This is a genomic window from Mycetocola manganoxydans (assembly GCF_003667545.1).
Taxonomy (GTDB): Bacteria; Actinomycetota; Actinomycetes; order Actinomycetales; family Microbacteriaceae; genus Mycetocola_A; species Mycetocola_A manganoxydans.
In genome coordinates this window covers 260,714-278,934 of the sequence record NZ_RCUV01000005.1, presented here as the reverse complement: position 1 = coordinate 278,934, position 18,221 = coordinate 260,714, and the positions used below count along the sequence as shown (strand labels likewise).

The 18,221-nt window shown below is 65.4% G+C and carries 16 protein-coding genes; 13 read left to right on the top strand and 3 right to left on the bottom strand.

Annotated features, from left to right (window positions below; all coding sequences use genetic code 11):
• Window positions 1-12: 12 nt before the first annotated feature.
• The gene (locus D9V29_RS05275) at window positions 13-2,259 is read left to right on the top strand and encodes a RelA/SpoT family protein (protein WP_121672267.1); all 2,247 of its coding nucleotides are present in this window, start codon (window positions 13-15) and stop codon (window positions 2,257-2,259) included.
• Here D9V29_RS05275 and D9V29_RS05270 read toward each other — a convergent pair.
• The 3 genes from D9V29_RS05270 to D9V29_RS05260 form a co-directional block, all read right to left on the bottom strand.
• On the bottom strand, window positions 2,238-2,801 hold the full coding sequence (locus D9V29_RS05270) for a type IV toxin-antitoxin system AbiEi family antitoxin (protein WP_147436222.1): 564 nt from the start codon (window positions 2,799-2,801) through the stop codon (window positions 2,238-2,240). The genes D9V29_RS05275 and D9V29_RS05270 overlap by 22 nt on opposite strands.
• A 98-nt stretch (window positions 2,802-2,899) precedes the next feature.
• A complete protein-coding gene (locus D9V29_RS05265) occupies window positions 2,900-4,129 on the bottom strand; it encodes a DUF349 domain-containing protein (protein ID WP_121672265.1) in 1,230 nt (409 codons plus the stop codon).
• Window positions 4,130-4,217: 88 nt separating this feature from the next.
• Entirely contained in the window at window positions 4,218-5,015 is a 798-nt protein-coding gene (locus D9V29_RS05260; RefSeq protein WP_121672264.1) for a peptidylprolyl isomerase, read from the bottom strand.
• Between the two features lie 141 nt (window positions 5,016-5,156).
• Between D9V29_RS05260 and D9V29_RS05255 the strand changes: the two genes are divergently transcribed.
• The 12 genes from D9V29_RS05255 (at window position 5,157) to D9V29_RS05200 (ending at window position 18,214) form a co-directional block, all read left to right on the top strand.
• On the top strand, window positions 5,157-6,110 hold the full coding sequence (locus D9V29_RS05255) for a siderophore-interacting protein (protein ID WP_121672263.1): 954 nt from the start codon (window positions 5,157-5,159) through the stop codon (window positions 6,108-6,110).
• Window positions 6,110-7,156, top strand: a complete 1,047-nt coding sequence (locus D9V29_RS05250; RefSeq protein WP_121672262.1) for a FecCD family ABC transporter permease — start codon at window positions 6,110-6,112, stop codon at window positions 7,154-7,156. The genes D9V29_RS05255 and D9V29_RS05250 overlap by 1 nt, the downstream gene beginning before the upstream one ends.
• Window positions 7,153-8,208, top strand: a complete 1,056-nt coding sequence (locus D9V29_RS05245; RefSeq protein ID WP_121672261.1) for a FecCD family ABC transporter permease — start codon at window positions 7,153-7,155, stop codon at window positions 8,206-8,208. Before D9V29_RS05250 ends, D9V29_RS05245 begins: the two co-directional genes overlap by 4 nt.
• Window positions 8,205-9,044, top strand: a complete 840-nt coding sequence (locus D9V29_RS05240; RefSeq protein WP_121672260.1) for an ABC transporter ATP-binding protein — start codon at window positions 8,205-8,207, stop codon at window positions 9,042-9,044. The genes D9V29_RS05245 and D9V29_RS05240 overlap by 4 nt, the downstream gene beginning before the upstream one ends.
• 41 nt (window positions 9,045-9,085) lie before the next feature.
• Window positions 9,086-10,108: an iron-siderophore ABC transporter substrate-binding protein gene (locus tag D9V29_RS05235; protein WP_121672259.1), complete on the top strand. Its 1,023-nt coding sequence runs from the start codon at window positions 9,086-9,088 to the stop codon at window positions 10,106-10,108.
• Between the two features lie 53 nt (window positions 10,109-10,161).
• The gene (locus D9V29_RS05230) at window positions 10,162-11,637 is read left to right on the top strand and encodes a replication-associated recombination protein A (protein ID WP_121672258.1); all 1,476 of its coding nucleotides are present in this window, start codon (window positions 10,162-10,164) and stop codon (window positions 11,635-11,637) included.
• A 176-nt stretch (window positions 11,638-11,813) separates the two neighbouring features.
• Window positions 11,814-12,443: a 30S ribosomal protein S4 gene (gene rpsD, locus D9V29_RS05225; RefSeq protein ID WP_090712772.1), complete on the top strand. Its 630-nt coding sequence runs from the start codon at window positions 11,814-11,816 to the stop codon at window positions 12,441-12,443.
• A gap of 135 nt (window positions 12,444-12,578) precedes the next feature.
• Window positions 12,579-12,815 carry a hypothetical protein gene (locus D9V29_RS05220; protein ID WP_121672257.1) on the top strand — a complete coding sequence of 79 codons (237 nt, stop codon included), beginning with the start codon at window positions 12,579-12,581 and terminating at the stop codon, window positions 12,813-12,815.
• A gap of 40 nt (window positions 12,816-12,855) precedes the next feature.
• A complete protein-coding gene (alaS, locus tag D9V29_RS05215; protein ID WP_121672256.1) occupies window positions 12,856-15,519 on the top strand; it encodes an alanine--tRNA ligase in 2,664 nt (887 codons plus the stop codon).
• A 5-nt stretch (window positions 15,520-15,524) separates the two neighbouring features.
• Complete coding sequence (ruvX, locus tag D9V29_RS05210; protein ID WP_121672345.1) at window positions 15,525-15,995, top strand: Holliday junction resolvase RuvX; 471 nt, start codon at window positions 15,525-15,527, stop codon at window positions 15,993-15,995.
• A 3-nt stretch (window positions 15,996-15,998) separates the two neighbouring features.
• Window positions 15,999-17,351 carry an endolytic transglycosylase MltG gene (gene mltG / locus D9V29_RS05205; RefSeq protein WP_229790346.1) on the top strand — a complete coding sequence of 451 codons (1,353 nt, stop codon included), beginning with the start codon at window positions 15,999-16,001 and terminating at the stop codon, window positions 17,349-17,351.
• Window positions 17,351-18,214, top strand: a complete 864-nt coding sequence (locus tag D9V29_RS05200) for a shikimate dehydrogenase (RefSeq protein WP_121672255.1) — start codon at window positions 17,351-17,353, stop codon at window positions 18,212-18,214. Before mltG ends, D9V29_RS05200 begins: the two co-directional genes overlap by 1 nt.
• Window positions 18,215-18,221: the final 7 nt, after the last annotated feature.

The following is an 18,221-nucleotide window of genomic DNA, read 5'->3' as shown; positions in this document are numbered from 1 at the left end:
GGAGGTTGTCCGATGACTGAAACACAATCGTCAAGTGCCTCCCTGCGCCGCCTTGTACCGCGTATTTTCTCGAAGGCGCAGCCCGTCGGCGCGGTCGAGCGGTTGATCCGCACTGCGCGAATGCACCACCCGAAGTCTGACCTCTCGATCATCGAGCGCGCGTATACCGTCGCCGAGAAAGCGCATCGCGGGCAGAAGCGTCAAAGCGGCGAGCCGTACATCACCCACCCCGTCGCTGTCGCGCAGATCCTCGCGGACCTCGGGATCGGCCCAAAGACACTCGCCGCTGCCCTCCTCCACGACACCGTGGAAGACACGGGATACCCGCTCGACGAGCTGCGCGCCGAATTCGGTGACGAGGTCGCGATGCTCGTCGACGGCGTGACGAAGCTCGACAAGGTCAAGTACGGCGAAAGCGCCCAGGCCGAGACTGTCCGGAAGATGATCGTCGCGATGTCGAAGGACATCCGCGTCCTCGTCATCAAACTCGCCGACCGGCTGCACAACGCGAGAACCTGGGGATTCGTTCCTCCGGAGAAGGCAGCCCGCAAGGCCACCGAAACCCTTGAGATCTACACCCCGCTCGCTCACCGCCTCGGAATCCAGACCATCAAGTGGGAGCTCGAAGACCTCTCGTTCGCTGTGCTGTACCCGAAGCTCTACGCCGAGATCGAGAGCCTCGTCAAGCAGCGCACGCCCCAGCGGGAAGAACTCGTCCACCAGGTCATCGACTCGGTCAACGAGGATCTGAAGGCTGCGAAGATCCGGGGCAAGGTCGTCGGCCGGCCGAAGCAGTATTACTCGATCTACCAGAAGATGATCGTGCGCGGCCGGGACTTCGACGAGATCTACGACCTCATCGGTATCCGGATCCTGGTGAACTCGGTCCGCGACTGCTACGCCGTGCTCGGTGCCATCCACGCGCGCTGGACGCCGATCCCCGGGCGGTTCAAGGACTACATCGCCACCCCGAAGTTCAACCTGTACCAGTCGCTTCACACGACGGTGATCGGTCCAGGCGGCAAGAGCGTCGAGATCCAGATCCGTACCCACGAGATGCATCAGCACGCCGAATACGGAGTTGCCGCTCACTGGAAGTACAAGGAAAACGTCAACGGCAAGAACGCTGGCGCCAAGGCCAATGAGAACGACATGGTCTGGCTCGCCCACATCTCAGACTGGCAGGCGGAGACCGCCGATCCGGGGGAGTTCCTCGACTCGCTCCGGTTCGAAATCGGCGCGAAAGAGGTCTACGTCTTCACGCCGAAGGGCCGCGTGATCGGGCTGCCAGCCGGCGCAACACCTGTCGATTTCGCGTACGCCGTCCACACCGAGGTGGGACACCGCACGATGGGCGCCAAAGTGAACGGTCGCCTCGTCCCGCTCGAGACCGAGCTCAACAGCGGTGAGGTCGTCGAGGTGTTCACCTCGAAGAACCCGGACTCTGGGCCGAGCCAGGACTGGCTCAGCTTCGTCAAGAGCACCCGCGCGCGCAACAAGATCCGGCAGTGGTTCACGAAGGAACGCCGCGACGAAGCGATCGAGCAGGGCAAGGATGCGATCGCCCGCGCGATGCGCAAACAGAACCTGCCCCTTCAAAAACTCATGAGCCAGGACTCCTTCGCCGAGGTCGCCGCGCAGATGCGATACGAGGACGTCTCTGCGCTCTACGCAGCGGTCGGTGAGGGTCACGTATCGACCCAGTCCGTGCTCGAGAAGGTTGCCGCGCTCCTGCAGGGCGACAGCGAGGCTGAAGCCGAGGCCATCGACTTCCCGGTGCGTGGACGCACCCGTAAGCTTCCGCACAGCGACTCAGGAGTCCTCGTCCGCGGCGCCCCGGACATCCTCGTGAAGATGTCGAAATGCTGCACCCCCGTCCCGGGAGACGACATCGTCGGCTTCGTCACCCGCGGATCCGGCGTCTCCGTCCACAGGAGCGACTGCCACAACGTGCAGGAGCTGCTCAAGGAACCCGAGCGGATGATCGACGTCGAATGGGCGCCGACGTCGAAGAGCGTGTTCCTCGTCAACATCCAGGTCGAGGCTCTCGACCGGGCGGGCCTTCTCAGCGACGTCACGCGGGTGCTCAGCGAACACCACGTCAACATTCTCTCCGCCACCGTGTCGACATCGACGAACCGTCTCGCCATCAGCCGGTTCGTGTTCGAGATGGGCGACACCACGCACCTCGACCGAGTGCTCAACGCCGTGCGGCGAATCGACGCGGTCTACGACGTTTACCGGGTCAACGGCGGCTGATTCCATAGCGCCGCGATCCGTTCGATCGCGAGCCGCGCTCCCGGCAGAGTCGCACGGATGCCGTCCGTCGCGTCGGCAGGACAGACCCCATGGTCGCCCACAAGCGTGGCGAGTGCCCTGAGTTCCGGTGCAGACAGCGTCGTTCGCCGAGCAAGGTCGAAGGCGGTGCGTACGGGCGTCGTCACACGGACCGGACCGATCCGTTCGACGTCCGCGTCGGCGAGGAGGAGTTCGCGCAACACAAACCTCCTCGTGAGCATCGGGGTCGACCGTTCTCCGAGTCGCGAGCAGGCCTCGTGACGCGGGGGAGGAACATCCGTCGCCGCGTGCAACCAGGCAGCACTGATTCCCATCACGATCAGGCGATCGGAGGAGGGCGGGAGAAGGCGGCTCAGCGCCTCAGCCCTGATCTCGCTGCCATCGGGCTCATCGGCACAGACCCAGCACTCGTCGACCGCAAACAGGTCGCCGTCGAGCCGGGCGGCGGACAACTCCGCCAGAGGGAGAATGCCGGGGGCCATCACCGGCGGAATCCGAAACACGGGTTACAGCCTGCCCGGATGCGCTCAGACGAAACCGGCGCCCGTCCCTGCTGTGCAGAGTCGGGCGCCGGTGGCGACGGTGTGGAGAAGCTCCGGTCTCAGGAGAGTGCGTTGAGCCAGAGCTTGCGTGCTTCAAGAGCCTCGGTCGCCTCGGCGATCCGCGCTTCGTCCCCGGATGCCTTCGCGTCGTCGAGTTCCCGCTCGAGCTTCGCGATAGCGGCGTTCAGCTGCCCGGCGAGGCCCTCGGTGCGAGCCTTGGTCTCCGGGTTGTTCCGCTTCCAGTGATCGTCGTCGAGGGTTCGCAGGTGCTGCTCGACCTTGCGCAACCGGTCCTCGACGTTCTTGACCTGGTCCCGGGGAACCTTTCCGATCTCGTCCCAGCGTCGCTGGATATCGGCGAGCGAAGAACGCAGCTTGTCGCGGTCCTTCTCAGCGAGGAGCGGCTCTGCTTCGTTCAGAAGGGCCAGCTTGAGTTCGAGGTTGCCGGAGAATTCGGCGTGGTCCCTGGCGTCTACTTCGGACTTCGCCGCGTAGATCGCATCGCCTGCCGCTTTGAAGCGAGCCCACAGCGCGTCGTCGTGGCGCTTGCCCGCTCGACCGGACTGCTTCCACTCGTCGAGGAGCGCGCGGTATCCGGGGATGCCGTCCACACCCTTTTCAATGAGCGCTTCGGCCTTCTCGATGAGCGCCTGCTTGCGGCTCTTGGCGTCACGGTGCACGGAGTCGAGTTCAGCGAAGAACGCACGCCGGTTCTGTTCGATCGTGGACTTGGCGGTGCGGAATCGCTTCCAGAGGTCGTTGGCCTCTCCCTTGGGAAGCTTCGGACCTTCCTGCTGGTGGGTCTGCCACTGGGCGAACAACGCGTTGATCTGCTCAGTGGTGTTCTTCCACTGCGCCTTCGCCGGGTCCTGTGCGGCCAGTTTCTCCGCTTCCGTGACGATCGCCGTCCGTGTCGCAAGTGCCTCGGCGACGGCCGCCTTCGCTTCTTCGCCCTGCTGCTCGGTGAGTTCGCCGACAGTGGAGTCGAGTGCGGCGACGCGGGCCTTCAGGCTCTCGAGGTCACCAACCGCATTGGCGCCCTCGAGGTTCTTCGCCAGGCGGGCGACGGCGGTCGCGACATCGGCGGCGGGGGCTCCCCGCTTGACGCGCTGCTCGAGCAGCGTCACCTGACCGGCGAGGTCGACGAACTTGCGCTCGAAGTATGCCAGTGCTTCTTCCGGCGTACCGTCTGGGTACTGGCCAACCTCGCGCCAGTTCTCACCCTCGCGGACGAAGACGGCGCCGGAATCGCCGACGCGACCCCATGGTTGCTGCTCTGAATTGGACACGTGCCTCACCTTGCTGTGGGTGCCGCACTGCTGTGCGACCGGAAACTCTGCTCAAGCCTATTACGTCGGCGCTTCCGCGCGGCAATGGCTACTCGACGGTGACACCGGTGATGACAACGGGAACCGCTGGCGGACCGTCAGTGACGCCACCCTCGATGCCCTCGTCGATCACTTGAGCCTTCAGTTCGTCGAGCCCGCTCGTGACCGACCCGAGAACGGTGTAACCACCAGCGGCATCCGACGGGATCGTGGTGTCCTCGTAGACGATGAAGAACTGGCTGCCGTTGCTGTACGCGTCGCCACCCTGCCTCGCCATGGCGATCGTCCCTGCCGGGTAGACGTCGTCCGTCGGCGCATTCTCGATCGGTCCGTAACTGTAACCGGGGCCGCCGCTTCCGTCGCCCTCCGGGTCTCCGCACTGGAGAACGAAGAATCCGTCGTTGGTCAGGCGGTGGCAGGAGACATCGGCGTAGAACCCCTTCTGGGAGAGGGAGACGAAGGATGCGACGCCCTGAGGGGCGGTCGCACCGTCGAGTTCGATGCCGAGCGGCACGTCATTGATCGAGAGAGTGCCTGTCCAGGTGCGCGCTTCGGCGAGGGCTGGATCCGGGACGTCACCGACGTTTTCGCCCTCGGCTGGGAGGGTCTCGGTCGGTTCCGGTTCCGGTTCCGCCGTTGCAGCCGGTTTTCCGGGGCCGGCGGAGAAATAGGCCAGTTGAGCGAAGGTGGCACCGATCGCGACGACGACGATGGCGACAACCGCAATCCAGTTGTCGCGCTTTCTGCGACGGATCCGAAACGCGTGCATCGCCTGGCGGGCTTTATATCCTTTGAGCCGTTCGCGATTCGCGCGTGCAGCGCGGTCTTCGATCTTGCTGGGTGCCACGTGGATCCTCCATGGGTGCCTGTGCGCAGTCGCGCCGGGGAGTCGCCTGCGGCTTCCTCACCCCGTGAAACCTTACGGTCCTGTGACGGCGGGTACCAAATGCCCAGGCGTGATTTAGGTTAGCCATGCCATACTTAGGTAATGCTTACTCTGAGCCCCGTCGCCGTCAAGGACTCCCGTCCCGCGTATCGCCCGTACGAGGCAACCGTGGTCGCCGTGCGCAAACTGAGCCCGCACTTCGTTCGCGTCACGTTCACCGGGGATGATCTCGGCGGCTTCGGCATCGACCGTCTTGACCAGCGGCTGAAAATCGTGTTTCCACTCGAAGGCACCGGGATATCGGAGTTCGGAGCGGCACATCCTGGGACGATTTCCGATGGCAGCTGGTACACACGGTGGCGTGCCCTGCCTGACGCCGAGCGCAACCCGTTCCGCACCTACACGGTACGCGCGGTCCGCCCGCACGACCGGGAGGTCGACGTCGACATGGTCGCGCACGGAGACGGTGGGCCGGCCTCGCGCTGGCTGAATCGCGCCGAGCCCGGAGACGAAGTCGTCCTCATCGGTCCAGACGCGGCGAGCGAGAACTCGGCTATCGGGATCGACTGGCACCCCGGTGATGCGCGGTGCGTGCTGCTCGTGGGCGACGAGACAGCGGCACCCGCGATCTGCAGCGTGATCGAATCGCTGCCAGCGTGGCGCAAGGCCAGGGCATTCATCGAGGTGCCAAGTGCAGCCGACATCCTGCCCCTCGATGTACCGGAAGGCTCCGAGGTCACCTGGCTTCCCCGGGAGGATCTCCAGCCTGGTGCTGTCCTCGATCCCGCGGTTCGAGAGTGGGTCGCCAGGAACCGACCGATGTATCGCGCGGCCCTCGCGAGTTCGGTTCAGCTCGTCGAAGACGTGGATGTCGACACCGAGCTCCTCTGGGATTCTCCCGAGGCCCAGCACAACGGTGACTTCTACGCCTGGCTCGCGGGGGAGGCCGGAGTGATCAAGACATTGCGCCGGTTCCTCGTCAGCGAAACCGGTATCGACCGTAAGCGGATCGCGTTCATGGGGTATTGGCGCACAGGGAAAGCCGAAGCGCAGTAATGGCCGCCGGCCTCATCGAGGCGACGGCAACGGCGACTCCGCTTGCGTCGCGGACGCGACGACGACTGGGACTGCTCGCCGCTGTGGGCGTGCTCGTCGTTGTCGTGGCACTCAGCCTCACCCTCGGAACCCGGGCCACATCGATCGACACGGTATTCGCCGCGTTGTTCGACCCTGTCGCCGGAAACACCGATCACTCCGTCGTGCGCGACCTGCGCGTCCCCCGCACCGTCATCGGCCTCGTCGTCGGGTCGGCCCTCGCCGTCGCGGGAACCATCATGCAGGGCATCACGCGGAACCCTCTTGCTGATCCGGGGCTTCTCGGAGTGAACGCAGGCGCGTCCCTATTCGTCGTCGTTGCGATCACCTTTTTCGGCGTCACAAGCCCGGCAGGCTACGTCTGGTTCGCTTTCGCCGGAGCCGCGGTCGCCGCGGCGATCGTCTACCTCGTCGGGTCGCTCGCACGCGGCGGCTCGACCCCCGTCACTCTTGCCCTTGCCGGGACGGCCATGACCGCGGGGATCACATCGATCATCACGCTGCTTCTCATCACCGACATCGACACGTTGAGCAATTACCGGTTCTGGTCGGTCGGTTCGCTCGTCAACCGGGACCTCGACGCCGCCGTGTCGCTCCTTCCTTTCCTGCTCGCGGGGGGAGTGCTCGCCGCCACGATCGGTTCCACCCTCAATGTCCTCTCACTCGGTGATGACCTCGCGAAAGGTCTCGGTCAGGGTGTGGGCGTGTCGCGGGCGATCGCTGCGGCAGCCATCGTTCTTCTCTGCGGTACGGCGACGGCACTTGCCGGGCCCATTGTGTTCGTGGGTCTCGTGATCCCGCACCTCGTTCGACCGTTCACGGGACCGGACTATCGCTGGATCCTGGTTTACTCCGCCGTTCTCGGCCCCGTCCTCGTGCTCGCGGCGGACACTCTCGGGCGGCTTCTCGCCTACCCGGGCGAAATCGAGGCCGGACTCCTCGTCGCTCTCCTCGGAGCTCCCGTGCTCATCGTCATCGTCCGTCGTTCGAGGATGGCCGGGCTATGACCGTTGTGAAACACACGGATGCCGATACACGGTCATCCCGCGCACCCTCGGCCCCGGCAACCTCTCGCCGGCGCATCGTCATCGCGTTGCTCGGCCTTCTCGTCGTCGTGCTCGCAGCGCTGAGTGTCTCTGTCGGTGCATACACGCTGACTCCGAGTGACCTCGTCCTCACCCTGATCGGGCAGGGCTCAGGGAGCGACAACGTCATCGTCTTCCGTTTGCGTCTGCCGCGCGTTGTTCTCGGGATCCTGGCCGGGGCCGCTTTCGCCATCGCCGGTGCCCTGTTCCAGACAATTCTGAGGAACGACCTCGCGAGCCCGGACATCATCGGCATCTCCGGGGGCGCGAGCGTCTCCGCCGCGACGGCGATCCTCGTTTTCGGGGCCAGCGGCGCGATCGTGTCGCTGAGTGCTTTCGCCGGGGCACTCGTCGTCGCCGCTGCCATCTACCTCCTGTCCTGGCGCGACGGAGTGAGTGGGTACCGGTTCGTTCTCATCGGTGTCGGTGTCGCCTTCCTGATCCAGTCGGCGCTCGGATACCTTCTCACGCGCGGCGAAGTGAAGGAGGTATCGCAGGCGCTCGTCTGGATGGTCGGCGGCGTCGGCGGGGCGAAGTGGCCCGACATCGCGGTGCTCGCAGGAACGCTCGTCGTCCTTCTCCCTCTGGTCGCCGCACTCGCCCCTCGCCTGCGCGTCCTCCAGCTCGGCGATGACACCGCCGGGGGTCTCGGTGTACCTGTCGAAGCGACCCGGCTCGCGCTTGTCGGCATCGCTGTCGCGCTGTGCGCCACGGCGACGGCGTTCGTGGGACCCATCGCGTTCGTCGCCTTCGTCTCTGCGCCCATCGCCCGTCGCGTCGTCCGCGACGGTTCTCTCGCTCTCGTGCCGAGCGCTCTCGTCGGCGCAGCACTCGTGGTCGCCGCCGACTTCCTCGCGCAGCACGCGCTTCCCGGCGAGCTTCAGGTTCCCGCCGGGATCCTCACCGGCGTCCTCGGGGCCCCCTACCTGCTGTGGCTGCTCGCCACCACGAACAAAGGAGACCGCAGCGCATGAGCCGAGAACGACTGCAGGGCGCGGAGCCCGCACATACCCTCGAAGCTGACGGGCTCAGCCTCGCCTACGACGGTCGGGAGGTGATCGGCGACCTCGACCTCACCATTCCCGACGGAGACGTCACCGTCATCGTCGGGGCGAACGCATGCGGTAAGTCGACGTTGCTGCGCGGGATCGCGCGACTTCTCCGCCCATCCGCCGGTATCGTCCGCCTGGACGACCGGCAGATTTCGACCTACCCGGCCAAGGAATTCGCCCGGGTCGTCGGGATCCTGCCTCAGTCCCCGATCGCGCCGGACGGAATCACCGTCGCCGACCTCGTCGGGAGGGGACGGCATCCGCACCAGGGGCTTTTCCGTTCCTGGTCGAGCGCTGACGGCGCCATCGTCGCTGATGCGATGGCCGCGACGTCGACGACCGAACTGGCAGGCAGGCGAGTGGGGGAGCTCTCCGGTGGGCAGCGGCAGCGGGTGTGGGTCGCCATGGCCCTGGCCCAGGACACCGACATCCTGCTGCTCGACGAGCCCACTACGTTCCTCGACGTGACTCACCAGATCGAGTTGCTCGATCTCCTCGCCGAACTGAACCACACCCGGAAGAAGACCATCGTGATGGTCCTGCACGACCTCAACCTCGCCGCGCGCTACGCCCATCACCTCGTCGTGATGGCTCATGGCGAGGTCGTCGCCACCGGCGCTCCGGCCGACGTGCTCACCCCGGAACTGGTGCAGCGCGCCTTCGGCCTGGAGTCTCACATCATTCCCGACCCCGTGTGCGGTACACCGATGGTGATTCCCATCGGTCGTTTTCACCGCCCGGCACCCATCTCGTATTAGGATAGGCTCACCTAACATCCCAAACTGAACCTGGAGCACCTGTGCCATCTCGACCCCGACTCGCGTTAATCGCGACCGCCGCCGTCACCCTGCTTGCCCTCAGCGGCTGCGCGCCGGCGTCCGCCGACAAAACCGCTCCCGCAGACGACACCGGCGCCTCATCGTTCCCCGTCTCGATCGAGCACGCCTTCGGCGACACGAAGATTGAAGAGGCCCCGGAGCGGGTCGTCACCCTCGGCTGGGGATCGACGGATGCCGCGATCGCCGTCGGGGTCGTCCCGGTCGGAATGGAAGCACAGAGCTATGGCGGAGACGAGAATGGCGTGCTGCCCTGGGTTGCCGAAGCGCTCGAGGATCTCGACGCCGACACCCCCGCGATCATCCCATCGACGGTCGAAGAACCCGCGTACGAAGACATCGCGGAGCAGTCACCCGACCTGATCCTCGCGGTGTACTCCGGGATCACCGAGGAACAGTACGACCTCCTGAGCGAGATCGCGCCGACCGTCGCCTACCCGGACGCCCCGTGGTCGACCCCGTGGACCGACGTCGTCACGACCGTCGGCGAAGCGCTCGGCAAAACCGCGGAAGCCGAAACCGTGCTCAACGATATTGCCGCGATCACCGCTGAACAGGCGGAGGCCCACCCCGAGCTGGCCGGCAAGACCGTCGCCGCCGTCGCCGACTTCGGAGGCAAGTTCTATGTCTACAAGGGCGCGGACTCCCGCGTCGACTTCCTCTTCGACCTCGGGCTCGTCGACGCCCCCGCCGTCGAGGAACTCTCCACCGGCGACTCAAGCTTCTACTACGAGCTGAGTTACGAAGAGGTCGACAAGCTCGAGAGCGACATCCTCGTCAGCTACTCGGACACTGCGGAAGCGGAATCCGCATTCCTGTCGTCGAGCTATGCGAAGACGATCCCCGCTGTCGCGAGCGGCGCTGTCGCATCGGTCGTCGGCGTCGAACTGATCGCCGCGGTGTCTCCGCCGAGTGCACTGTCGCTGACCTGGGGACTCGAAGACTACGTAGCCCTCCTCTCCACGGCCGCATCGGCGGTCGAATAGGACTCCTGGCCGCACCCGCCGCGATTGTCGGCGGGTGCGGCTAGCCTTGCACCATGGCAAATACGACAGCGGCGCTGCATTCGGGTAGCGTTCCGCTCGCCGTGCGCATGAGGCCCAAGAGCCTCGACGAGGTCGCCGGGCAAAAGCATCTCCTCAAGCCCGGTTCACCGCTTGTCAGCCTCGCCACGAGCAAATCCGGCGACAAAGGATCGGTGTCCGTCATCCTCTGGGGCCCGCCGGGAACGGGCAAGACGACGATCGCCCAATCGATCGCCCACAGTTCCGGCCGACGATTCGTCGAACTGTCCGCCGTCTCGGCAGGCGTCAAAGACGTCCGCCAGGTCATGGACGAAGCGATGACGAGCAGGGATCTGTACGGCCTGTCCACCGTTCTCTTCCTCGACGAGATCCACCGCTTCACCAAGGCGCAGCAGGATGCTCTCCTCCCCGGAGTTGAGAACGGCTGGGTCATTCTCGTGGCTGCGACGACCGAGAACCCCTCGTTCTCCGTCATCTCACCTCTGCTCTCGCGGTCGCTTCTCCTGACCCTGGAACAGCTCACCGACGACGACCTCCGGATCGTCCTCGATCGGGCGATCGAGGACCCTCGCGGACTCGGCGGCCGGTTCGATGTGACCGACGACGCCCGCGACACGATCATCCGGCTCGCCTCGGGCGACGCTCGGCGCGCCCTGACAGCGCTTGAAGCGGCATCCGTCAGCGCCGATTCGCTCGACGCAGGAGAGTCGGCCGACGACGACAGGAACACCGCCGACCTCGATCCTGACAACGACGACGACGAGAGCCCTGACGACGACGACGAGGAGAGCGAAGACTCGCCAGGGTCCGCCACCTCCAGAGCGCACGCCCCGGCAGCGGAACGACGCCCGGTGATCACCGCCGACATCGTCTCTTCCGCGGTCGATCGAGCACTGCTCCGCTACGACAGGAACGGTGATGAGCACTACGACGTCATCAGTGCCTTCATCAAGTCCATTCGCGGTTCAGACGTCGACGCAGCACTTCACTACCTGGCCCGGATGATAGAGGCGGGGGAGGACCCGCGTTTCATCTCCCGCCGCATCATCGTGTCTGCCGCAGAGGACATCGGGATGGCGGATCCGAACGCCCTGGTCATCGCTGTCGCGGCTGCCGACTCCGTGCAGTTCATCGGCATGCCCGAGGGACGCATCCCCCTCGCGGAGGCCGTCGTCTATCTCGCGACGGCTGCGAAGTCGAATGCCTCGTACGTCGCGATCGATCGTGCCATCGCCGACGTGCGGGCCGGCAAGTTCGGTCGCGTTCCCAAGCCGATGCGCGATGCCCATTACGCCGGCGCCAAACGGCTCGGGCACGGCAAGGGCTACCGCTATCCCCACGACGCCGACGTCGGTGTCGTGGAGCAGCAGTATCTCCCCGACGAACTGCAGGGCGTGCGCTATTACCAGCCGACCCAGCACGGCAACGAGAGGGATGTCTCATCACGGCTGGCGAAGCTTCTCCGCATCGTGCGCGGCGGGCGCGTCTGAGGCAGCCGGCGTGTTAGGATTGCTGCTGGCCTAGGCCCGGTTAACTGTATGGCTGCACTGAACCGGGTTGACGGACATGTTCTTTAGCCGAACTGTTCCGGCTCACCCCTCTAACTTTCCGGTTCGCCTCCGCGCGCACCGGCACATCCAGTTTGAGATTCCACCGAAAGGAACCCGTGTCTACCAAGTCACGTACACGTAGCAAGACCCGCCTCTCGCGGGCACTGGGCATTGCCCTCACCCCCAAGGCAGCGAAGTACCTCGAGAAGCGTCCATACGCTCCGGGTGAGCACGGCCGCACCAAGCGCAAGACCGACTCCGACTACGCTGTGCGTCTTCGCGAGAAGCAGCGCCTGCGCGCCCAGTACGGCATCCGCGAGAAGCAGCTGAAGATCGCCTTCGAAGAGGCTCGCCGCATCAAGGGCCTGACGGGTGAAAACCTCGTCGAGATCCTCGAGACCCGTCTCGACGCTCTCCTCGTTCGCTCGGCCATCGCCCGCACCACGGCGCAGGCTCGCCAGATGGTTGTGCACCGTCACATCCTCGTCGACGGCCAGCTCGTCGACCGCCCGTCCTTCCGCGTGAAGCCGGGCCAGCTCATCCACGTCAAGGCCAGGAGCGAAGGCACCGAGCCTTTCCAGGTAGCAGCGGCCGGCGGACACGTCGACGTTCTTCCTAAGCTTCCGCCGTACCTCGAGGTCGAACTCGACAAGCTCCAGGCTCGCCTCGTGCGCGCCCCGAAGCGTGCCGAAGTTCCCGTGACCTGTGAAGTGCAGTTCGTCGTGGAGTACTACGCAGCTCGCTAGTACATCCTTGCGTCGTTCGAACGGGGTCGCGGCTTATGCCGCGGCCCCGTTCTTCGTTGCAGCGGCGGGACGAGAGGTTCCGCCCGATAGGATGAATAGCTTGGAAGCATCCGCCCCACCGTTATGGAGGCCCCTATGAAGAACCTGCTCTGGCTGATCACAGGCATCGGCGCGGGTTTTGTTGTCGCTCACGAGATCAACAAGACCCAGCGCGGCAAGGAATTCTTTGCCGACCTGGACCTCAAGCTCAAAGAGTTCAGCGACACCGTCGCAGACGCATACAAGGAGCGCGAGGCCGAGCTTCGCGACGCCATCGACGACATCGCCCGAAACGCTGAAGACACGCTCGGCGACCTCAGCAACAAGAACTGACCAGCGCCGCCAGGCGCCACCGACTCCCTCGAACGGACCCATGAAGACCGCTGATATCCGCCAGCGCTGGCTAGATTTTTTTGCCGAGCGTGGCCACACCGTCGTCCCCTCCGCCTCACTGGTCTCCGACGACCCGTCACTGCTCTTCACCGTGGCCGGAATGGTCCCGTTCGTGCCGTACCTCACCGGCCTCGTCCCAGCGCCTTACCCGCGCGCGACCAGCGTGCAGAAGTGCATCCGAACGAACGACATCGAGGAAGTGGGCAAGACCCCGCGTCACGGCACCTTCTTCCAGATGAACGGCAACTTCTCGTTCGGTGACTACTTCAAAGAGGGCGCGATCAGCTACGCGTGGGAGCTTCTGACCTCTGCCGAAAGCGCCGGTGGTTACGGATTCGACGAGAAAGACCTCTGGGTCACCGTCTATAAGGATGACGACGAAGCCATCGCGCTGTGGAAGAAGATCGCCGGTCTCCCCGACGAACGGATCCAGCGCCTCGGCGAAGACACCAATTATTGGCACACCGGACAGCCGGGACCGGCCGGGCCCTGCTCGGAGATCTTCTTCGACAGAGGACCGGCATACGGCGCCGACGGAGGCCCCGCCACCGACGACGACCGGTACGTCGAAATCTGGAACCTCGTCTTCATGCAGTACCTCATCGGCGACGTCCGCTCCAAGACGGACTTCCAGATCGTGAGCGACCTGCCGAAGCAGAACATCGACACCGGAATGGGACTCGAGCGGGTCGCCTTCCTCAAGCAGGGCGTCGAAAACATGTACGAGATCGACCAGATCCGTCCTGTCCTCGACCGCGCCGCCGACCTTTCCGGCCGCCGCTACGGGGCCGACCACACCGACGACGTACGGATGCGCGTCATCGCCGACCACGTGCGCAGCTCGCTCATGCTCATGAGCGACGGCGTCACCCCGTCCAACGAAGGGCGCGGCTACATCCTGCGCCGCCTGATGCGGCGCACCGTCCGCGCCATGCGCCTGCTCGGCGTCGACGCCCCGTCGTTCCCCGAGCTGTTCGCCGTCTCCCGCGACGCCATGAAGTCCTCCTACCCCGAGGTCGAGCACGACTACGGGCGGATCTCGCAGGCCGCATTCGGCGAGGAGGAGACGTTCCTCCGCACGCTCGCAGGCGGCACGACGATCCTCGACCTAGCCGTCACCAAGTCGAAGGACACCGGAAGCACCCGGCTGCCGGGGGACACGGCGTTCCTCCTGCACGACACGTACGGCTTCCCGATCGACCTCACTCTCGAGATCGCCGAAGAAGCCGGGCTGTCCGTCGACCGCACCGCATTCGACGCCCTCATGACGAAGCAGCGCACGATGGCGAAGGCGGACGCGAAGGCGAAGAAGACCGCCCTCGCCGACCTCTCTGTCTACAGCGGATTCCGTGCCCAGGGCGAAACGGTCTTCACCGGCTACACCGAACTCGAAACCGAGTCCCGGATCCTGGGCCTCATCGTGGGCGGACACTCGGTGACCACCGCCGTCGCCGGTGACATCGCCGAAGTGATCCTCGCGGAGACGTCGCTCTACGCCGAATCCGGTGGTCAGGAAGCCGACCAGGGACTCATCGTCGGAAACGGGTTCGAACTCGAGGTCCTCGACGTCCAGAAACCGGTCAAGGGACTCATCAGCCACAAGGTCCAGGTCGCCCGCGGAGAAGTCGGAGTCGGGAACCTCGCCCGAAGCGTGGTCGACTCCGACTACCGCCGTGGAGCGAAGCAGGCCCACTCCGGCACCCACATCATCCACGCTGCGCTGCGCCAGATCCTCGGCCCAAACGCGCACCAGTCGGGCTCATACAACAAGGCCGGATACCTGCGGCTCGACTTCACCTGGAACTCCGGACTGTCAGCCGAGACGCGATCGGAGATCGAAGAGGTCTCGAACAACGCCATCCGGAACAACCTCGAGGTCGTCACACGCGAACTCCCGCTCGACGAAGCAAAGTCACTCGGCGCCATGGCCCTGTTCGGCGAGAAGTACGGCGACGTCGTCCGCGTCGTCGACATCGGTGGGCCATGGTCGCGCGAACTCTGCGCAGGGACCCACGTGGCATCCAGCTCCGAAATCGGCATGATCAACCTGGTCAGCGAGTCGAGTGTCGGTTCGACGAACCGCCGAGTGGAATCCCTCGTCGGCCTCGAAGCCTTCCGTGAACTCGCCGCAGAACGCGCGATCGTGTCGCAGCTGACGTCGTCTCTGAAGACACCAAGGGAGCAGCTTCCCGAGCGAATCGCCGAGCTCGTCGCCAGCCTCAAACAGGCCGAGAAGAAGATCCAGTCATTCGAGGCACGCCAGCTGAGCGAACGAATCCCGTCCCTCGTTTCGAAAGCCCGTGACGGCGGTCAGTACCGGATCGTGGCCGAAGACCTCGGCACCCTTGCATCCGCAGACGACCTGCGCCAGCTCGTGACCGGTGTGCGGGAGCGACTCGGCTCGAACGCGTCCGTCGTCGCCCTCGCCGCCACCGTCAAGGACCGGCCGATCGTCATCGTTGGAACCAACGATTCCGCCAGGACGCTCGGAGCGAAGGCGGGCCAACTCGCCCGTATCGCCGCAGGAATTCTTGGTGGAGGCGGTGGAGGCAAGGACGACCTGGCCCAGGGTGGCGGGTCGGATGCCGCCGCCGTTCCTGCAGCGCTTTCCGCCGTCGTCGACGCGGTCGCCCGCGAGGCGTGACCGGCGTGCGCACGGGAGTCCGCCTCGGCATCGACGTGGGTAAAGCCCGCGTCGGTGTCGCGAGGTCGGACTTTCACGCGATGCTCGCGACGCCGGTCGAGACGGTTCCCCGCGCAGCGACCGGGGACGCGGACATCCGTCGCATCCTCGACATCGCAGCCGACCTCGAGCCGGTCGAGATCGTCGTCGGCCTTCCCCTCGCGCTGTCCGGCGCGAACACGGCGTCCACAGCGGATGCCGTCGCGTTCGCGGACGCGCTGGCTGCAGCATCCGCCATCCCGGTCCGGCTCGTCGATGAACGCCTCTCGACGGTCTCCGCGCATTCCGCGCTCCGGACCTCCGGTCGGAAGCAAAAAGGGTCGAGGGACATTGTCGACCAAATCGCAGCCGTCATAATCTTGCAACATGCCCTCGATGCCGAGCGCGGGAGCGCGCTGCCGCCCGGCAGGCTCGTCGGCACGAACGAAGGACTCTAGGACGTGACTGATAAGACGCCGCGCGATGATGCGTTCGACGCCATCTTCGGATCCGAGCCGGCAACGCCGGAACAGGGCGCGCCGCCCGCGTCCGGCGCCGAGCCCGGACCGGTTCCCTCCTCCAGGCGCGAAGCGCGACAGCGCGCTGCGAAGACCGCTGGTGAGCCGACCGACGCCCAGGAACCGGCGATCCCCGCGGAATCCTCAACCCCGGGAAAGGATGAGCCCTCCGCGAAGCCGAGCCGTGCCGCGAGGCGGGCAGCGGCGGCGGATTACCCACCCCGTGAGAAACGCAAGAAGTCGGGCTGGCTCGCCGCGCTCCTCGTTCTCGTGCTCGTCGGAGGTATCGGAGGCGGCGGGTTCTATGTCTGGAAGACGTTCGAACCGCAGATCCGCTCGGTGATGGGCTGGCAGGAACCCATCGACTACGAGGGTGACGGCTCAGGCGAAGCTCTCGTGTCGATCTCCGAGGGTGACACGGGGACCGACATCGCACGAACCCTCAAGAACAGCGGGGTGACGAAAACCACCGAGGCGTTCTATGAGCTGCTCATCACGCAGCCGTCCGAACCGGTCTTCCACCCTGGCGTCTATCAACTGGCGAAGAAGATGAGCGCTCAGTCCGCTCTCACCGCCCTGCTCGACCCCAAGAACAAGATCGAACGCACTGTGCTGCTCCGCGAGGGCATCACCGGTCCGGAGATCCTGGCTGAATTGTCTGCAGGAACAGAGATCCCGGTGGAGGAGTTCCAAGCCGCCGTCGCTGACCCGACGATCTACGGCGTCCCCGCCGAGGCTGTATCGATCGAGGGCTGGCTGTTCCCGGCGCTCTATACCTTCGATCCGGGACTCAGCGCCCAGCAGGTCATCCAGATCCTCGTCGACCGCACGATCACGTCGCTGGACGACGCGGGCGTGCCTCCCGCTGACCGCGAACGCATCCTCACCATCGCGTCGATCATCGAACGCGAGGCCAGGCTCGAGGACGACTTCTACAAGGTCAGCCGCGTCATCCAGAACCGCCTCGCGATCGACATGAAGCTCGAGATGGATTCGACGGCGCAATACACCGACACCGCCAAGTCCGGCTCGGTGTGGTCGTCGAAGGAAGCACTCGAGTCCGACAACCCCTGGAACACCTACCAGAGGACCGGGCTGCCGGTCGGCCCGATCGCAAGCCCGGGGGATACCGCGATCAAAGCTGCGATGTCACCGGCAGACGGCCCGTGGCTGTTCTTCGTCACCGTCAACCTCGACACGGGTGAAACCATCTTCACGACGACGGTCAACGAACACGACGCCGCGGTGAAGCAACTGCGGACCTGGTGCGCGGAGAACCCAGACAAGGGCTGCTGATGTCCGATCACCTCGCGGTCTTCGGTTCGCCGATCGCGCATTCGAAATCCCCGGTACTTCACCGCACCGCGTATCGGATTCTCGGACTCGACTGGGAGTACGGCTCGCGAGACGTCGTCGCGAGCGACCTGCCCGGAACAGTGTCGGGGCTGGGGGAGGAATGGCGTGGACTGTCCCTCACGATGCCGTTGAAGTCCGCGGCGTGGGAACTGGCTGACAGCCGCGACGCCATGGCCGAACTCACCGGCGCCGTCAACACGCTGCGGTTCACGGGCAGCGGTGACGATCGCACACTGTTCGGTTACAACACCGATGTGGCCGGAATCACCCGGGCCCTCGCCGCCGTCGGCGTGACCGAAGCGACACACGTGCACATTCTCGGCGGGGGAGCGACGGCAGCCAGCGCTCTCGTCGCTGCCGCTGAACTCGGCGCGTTATCCGTCACGATCCTCGCGCGCAGTCCCGGAAAATCATCGGCGCTGACGGACCTCGGCCACCTGGCAGGCCTCGCCGTCGACATTGCCCACTTCGACCGAGTCCACAACCTCCCGGCACCCGAGCTCGTCATCAGCACGCTCCCGGGCGGTTCGCCCGCCCCTGTCGCCTATCCGGCGAGCGTCCTGGCTACGTCAGCACTGCTCGACGTCGCATACGATCCCTGGCCGAGCGACCTCGCCACCAGGTGGACGGATGCCGGTGGTCCAGTCGCGAACGGACTCTCGATGCTCGTGCACCAGGCGCTCATCCAGATCAGGATCTTCGCCACCAACGACCCGCACACCCCTCTCGAGGGTGAGGACGCCGTCCTCGCGGCGATGCAGGCATCCGTCGGTCTCGACGACAGCGGCCAGCCGGCCGTCTGACACAAAG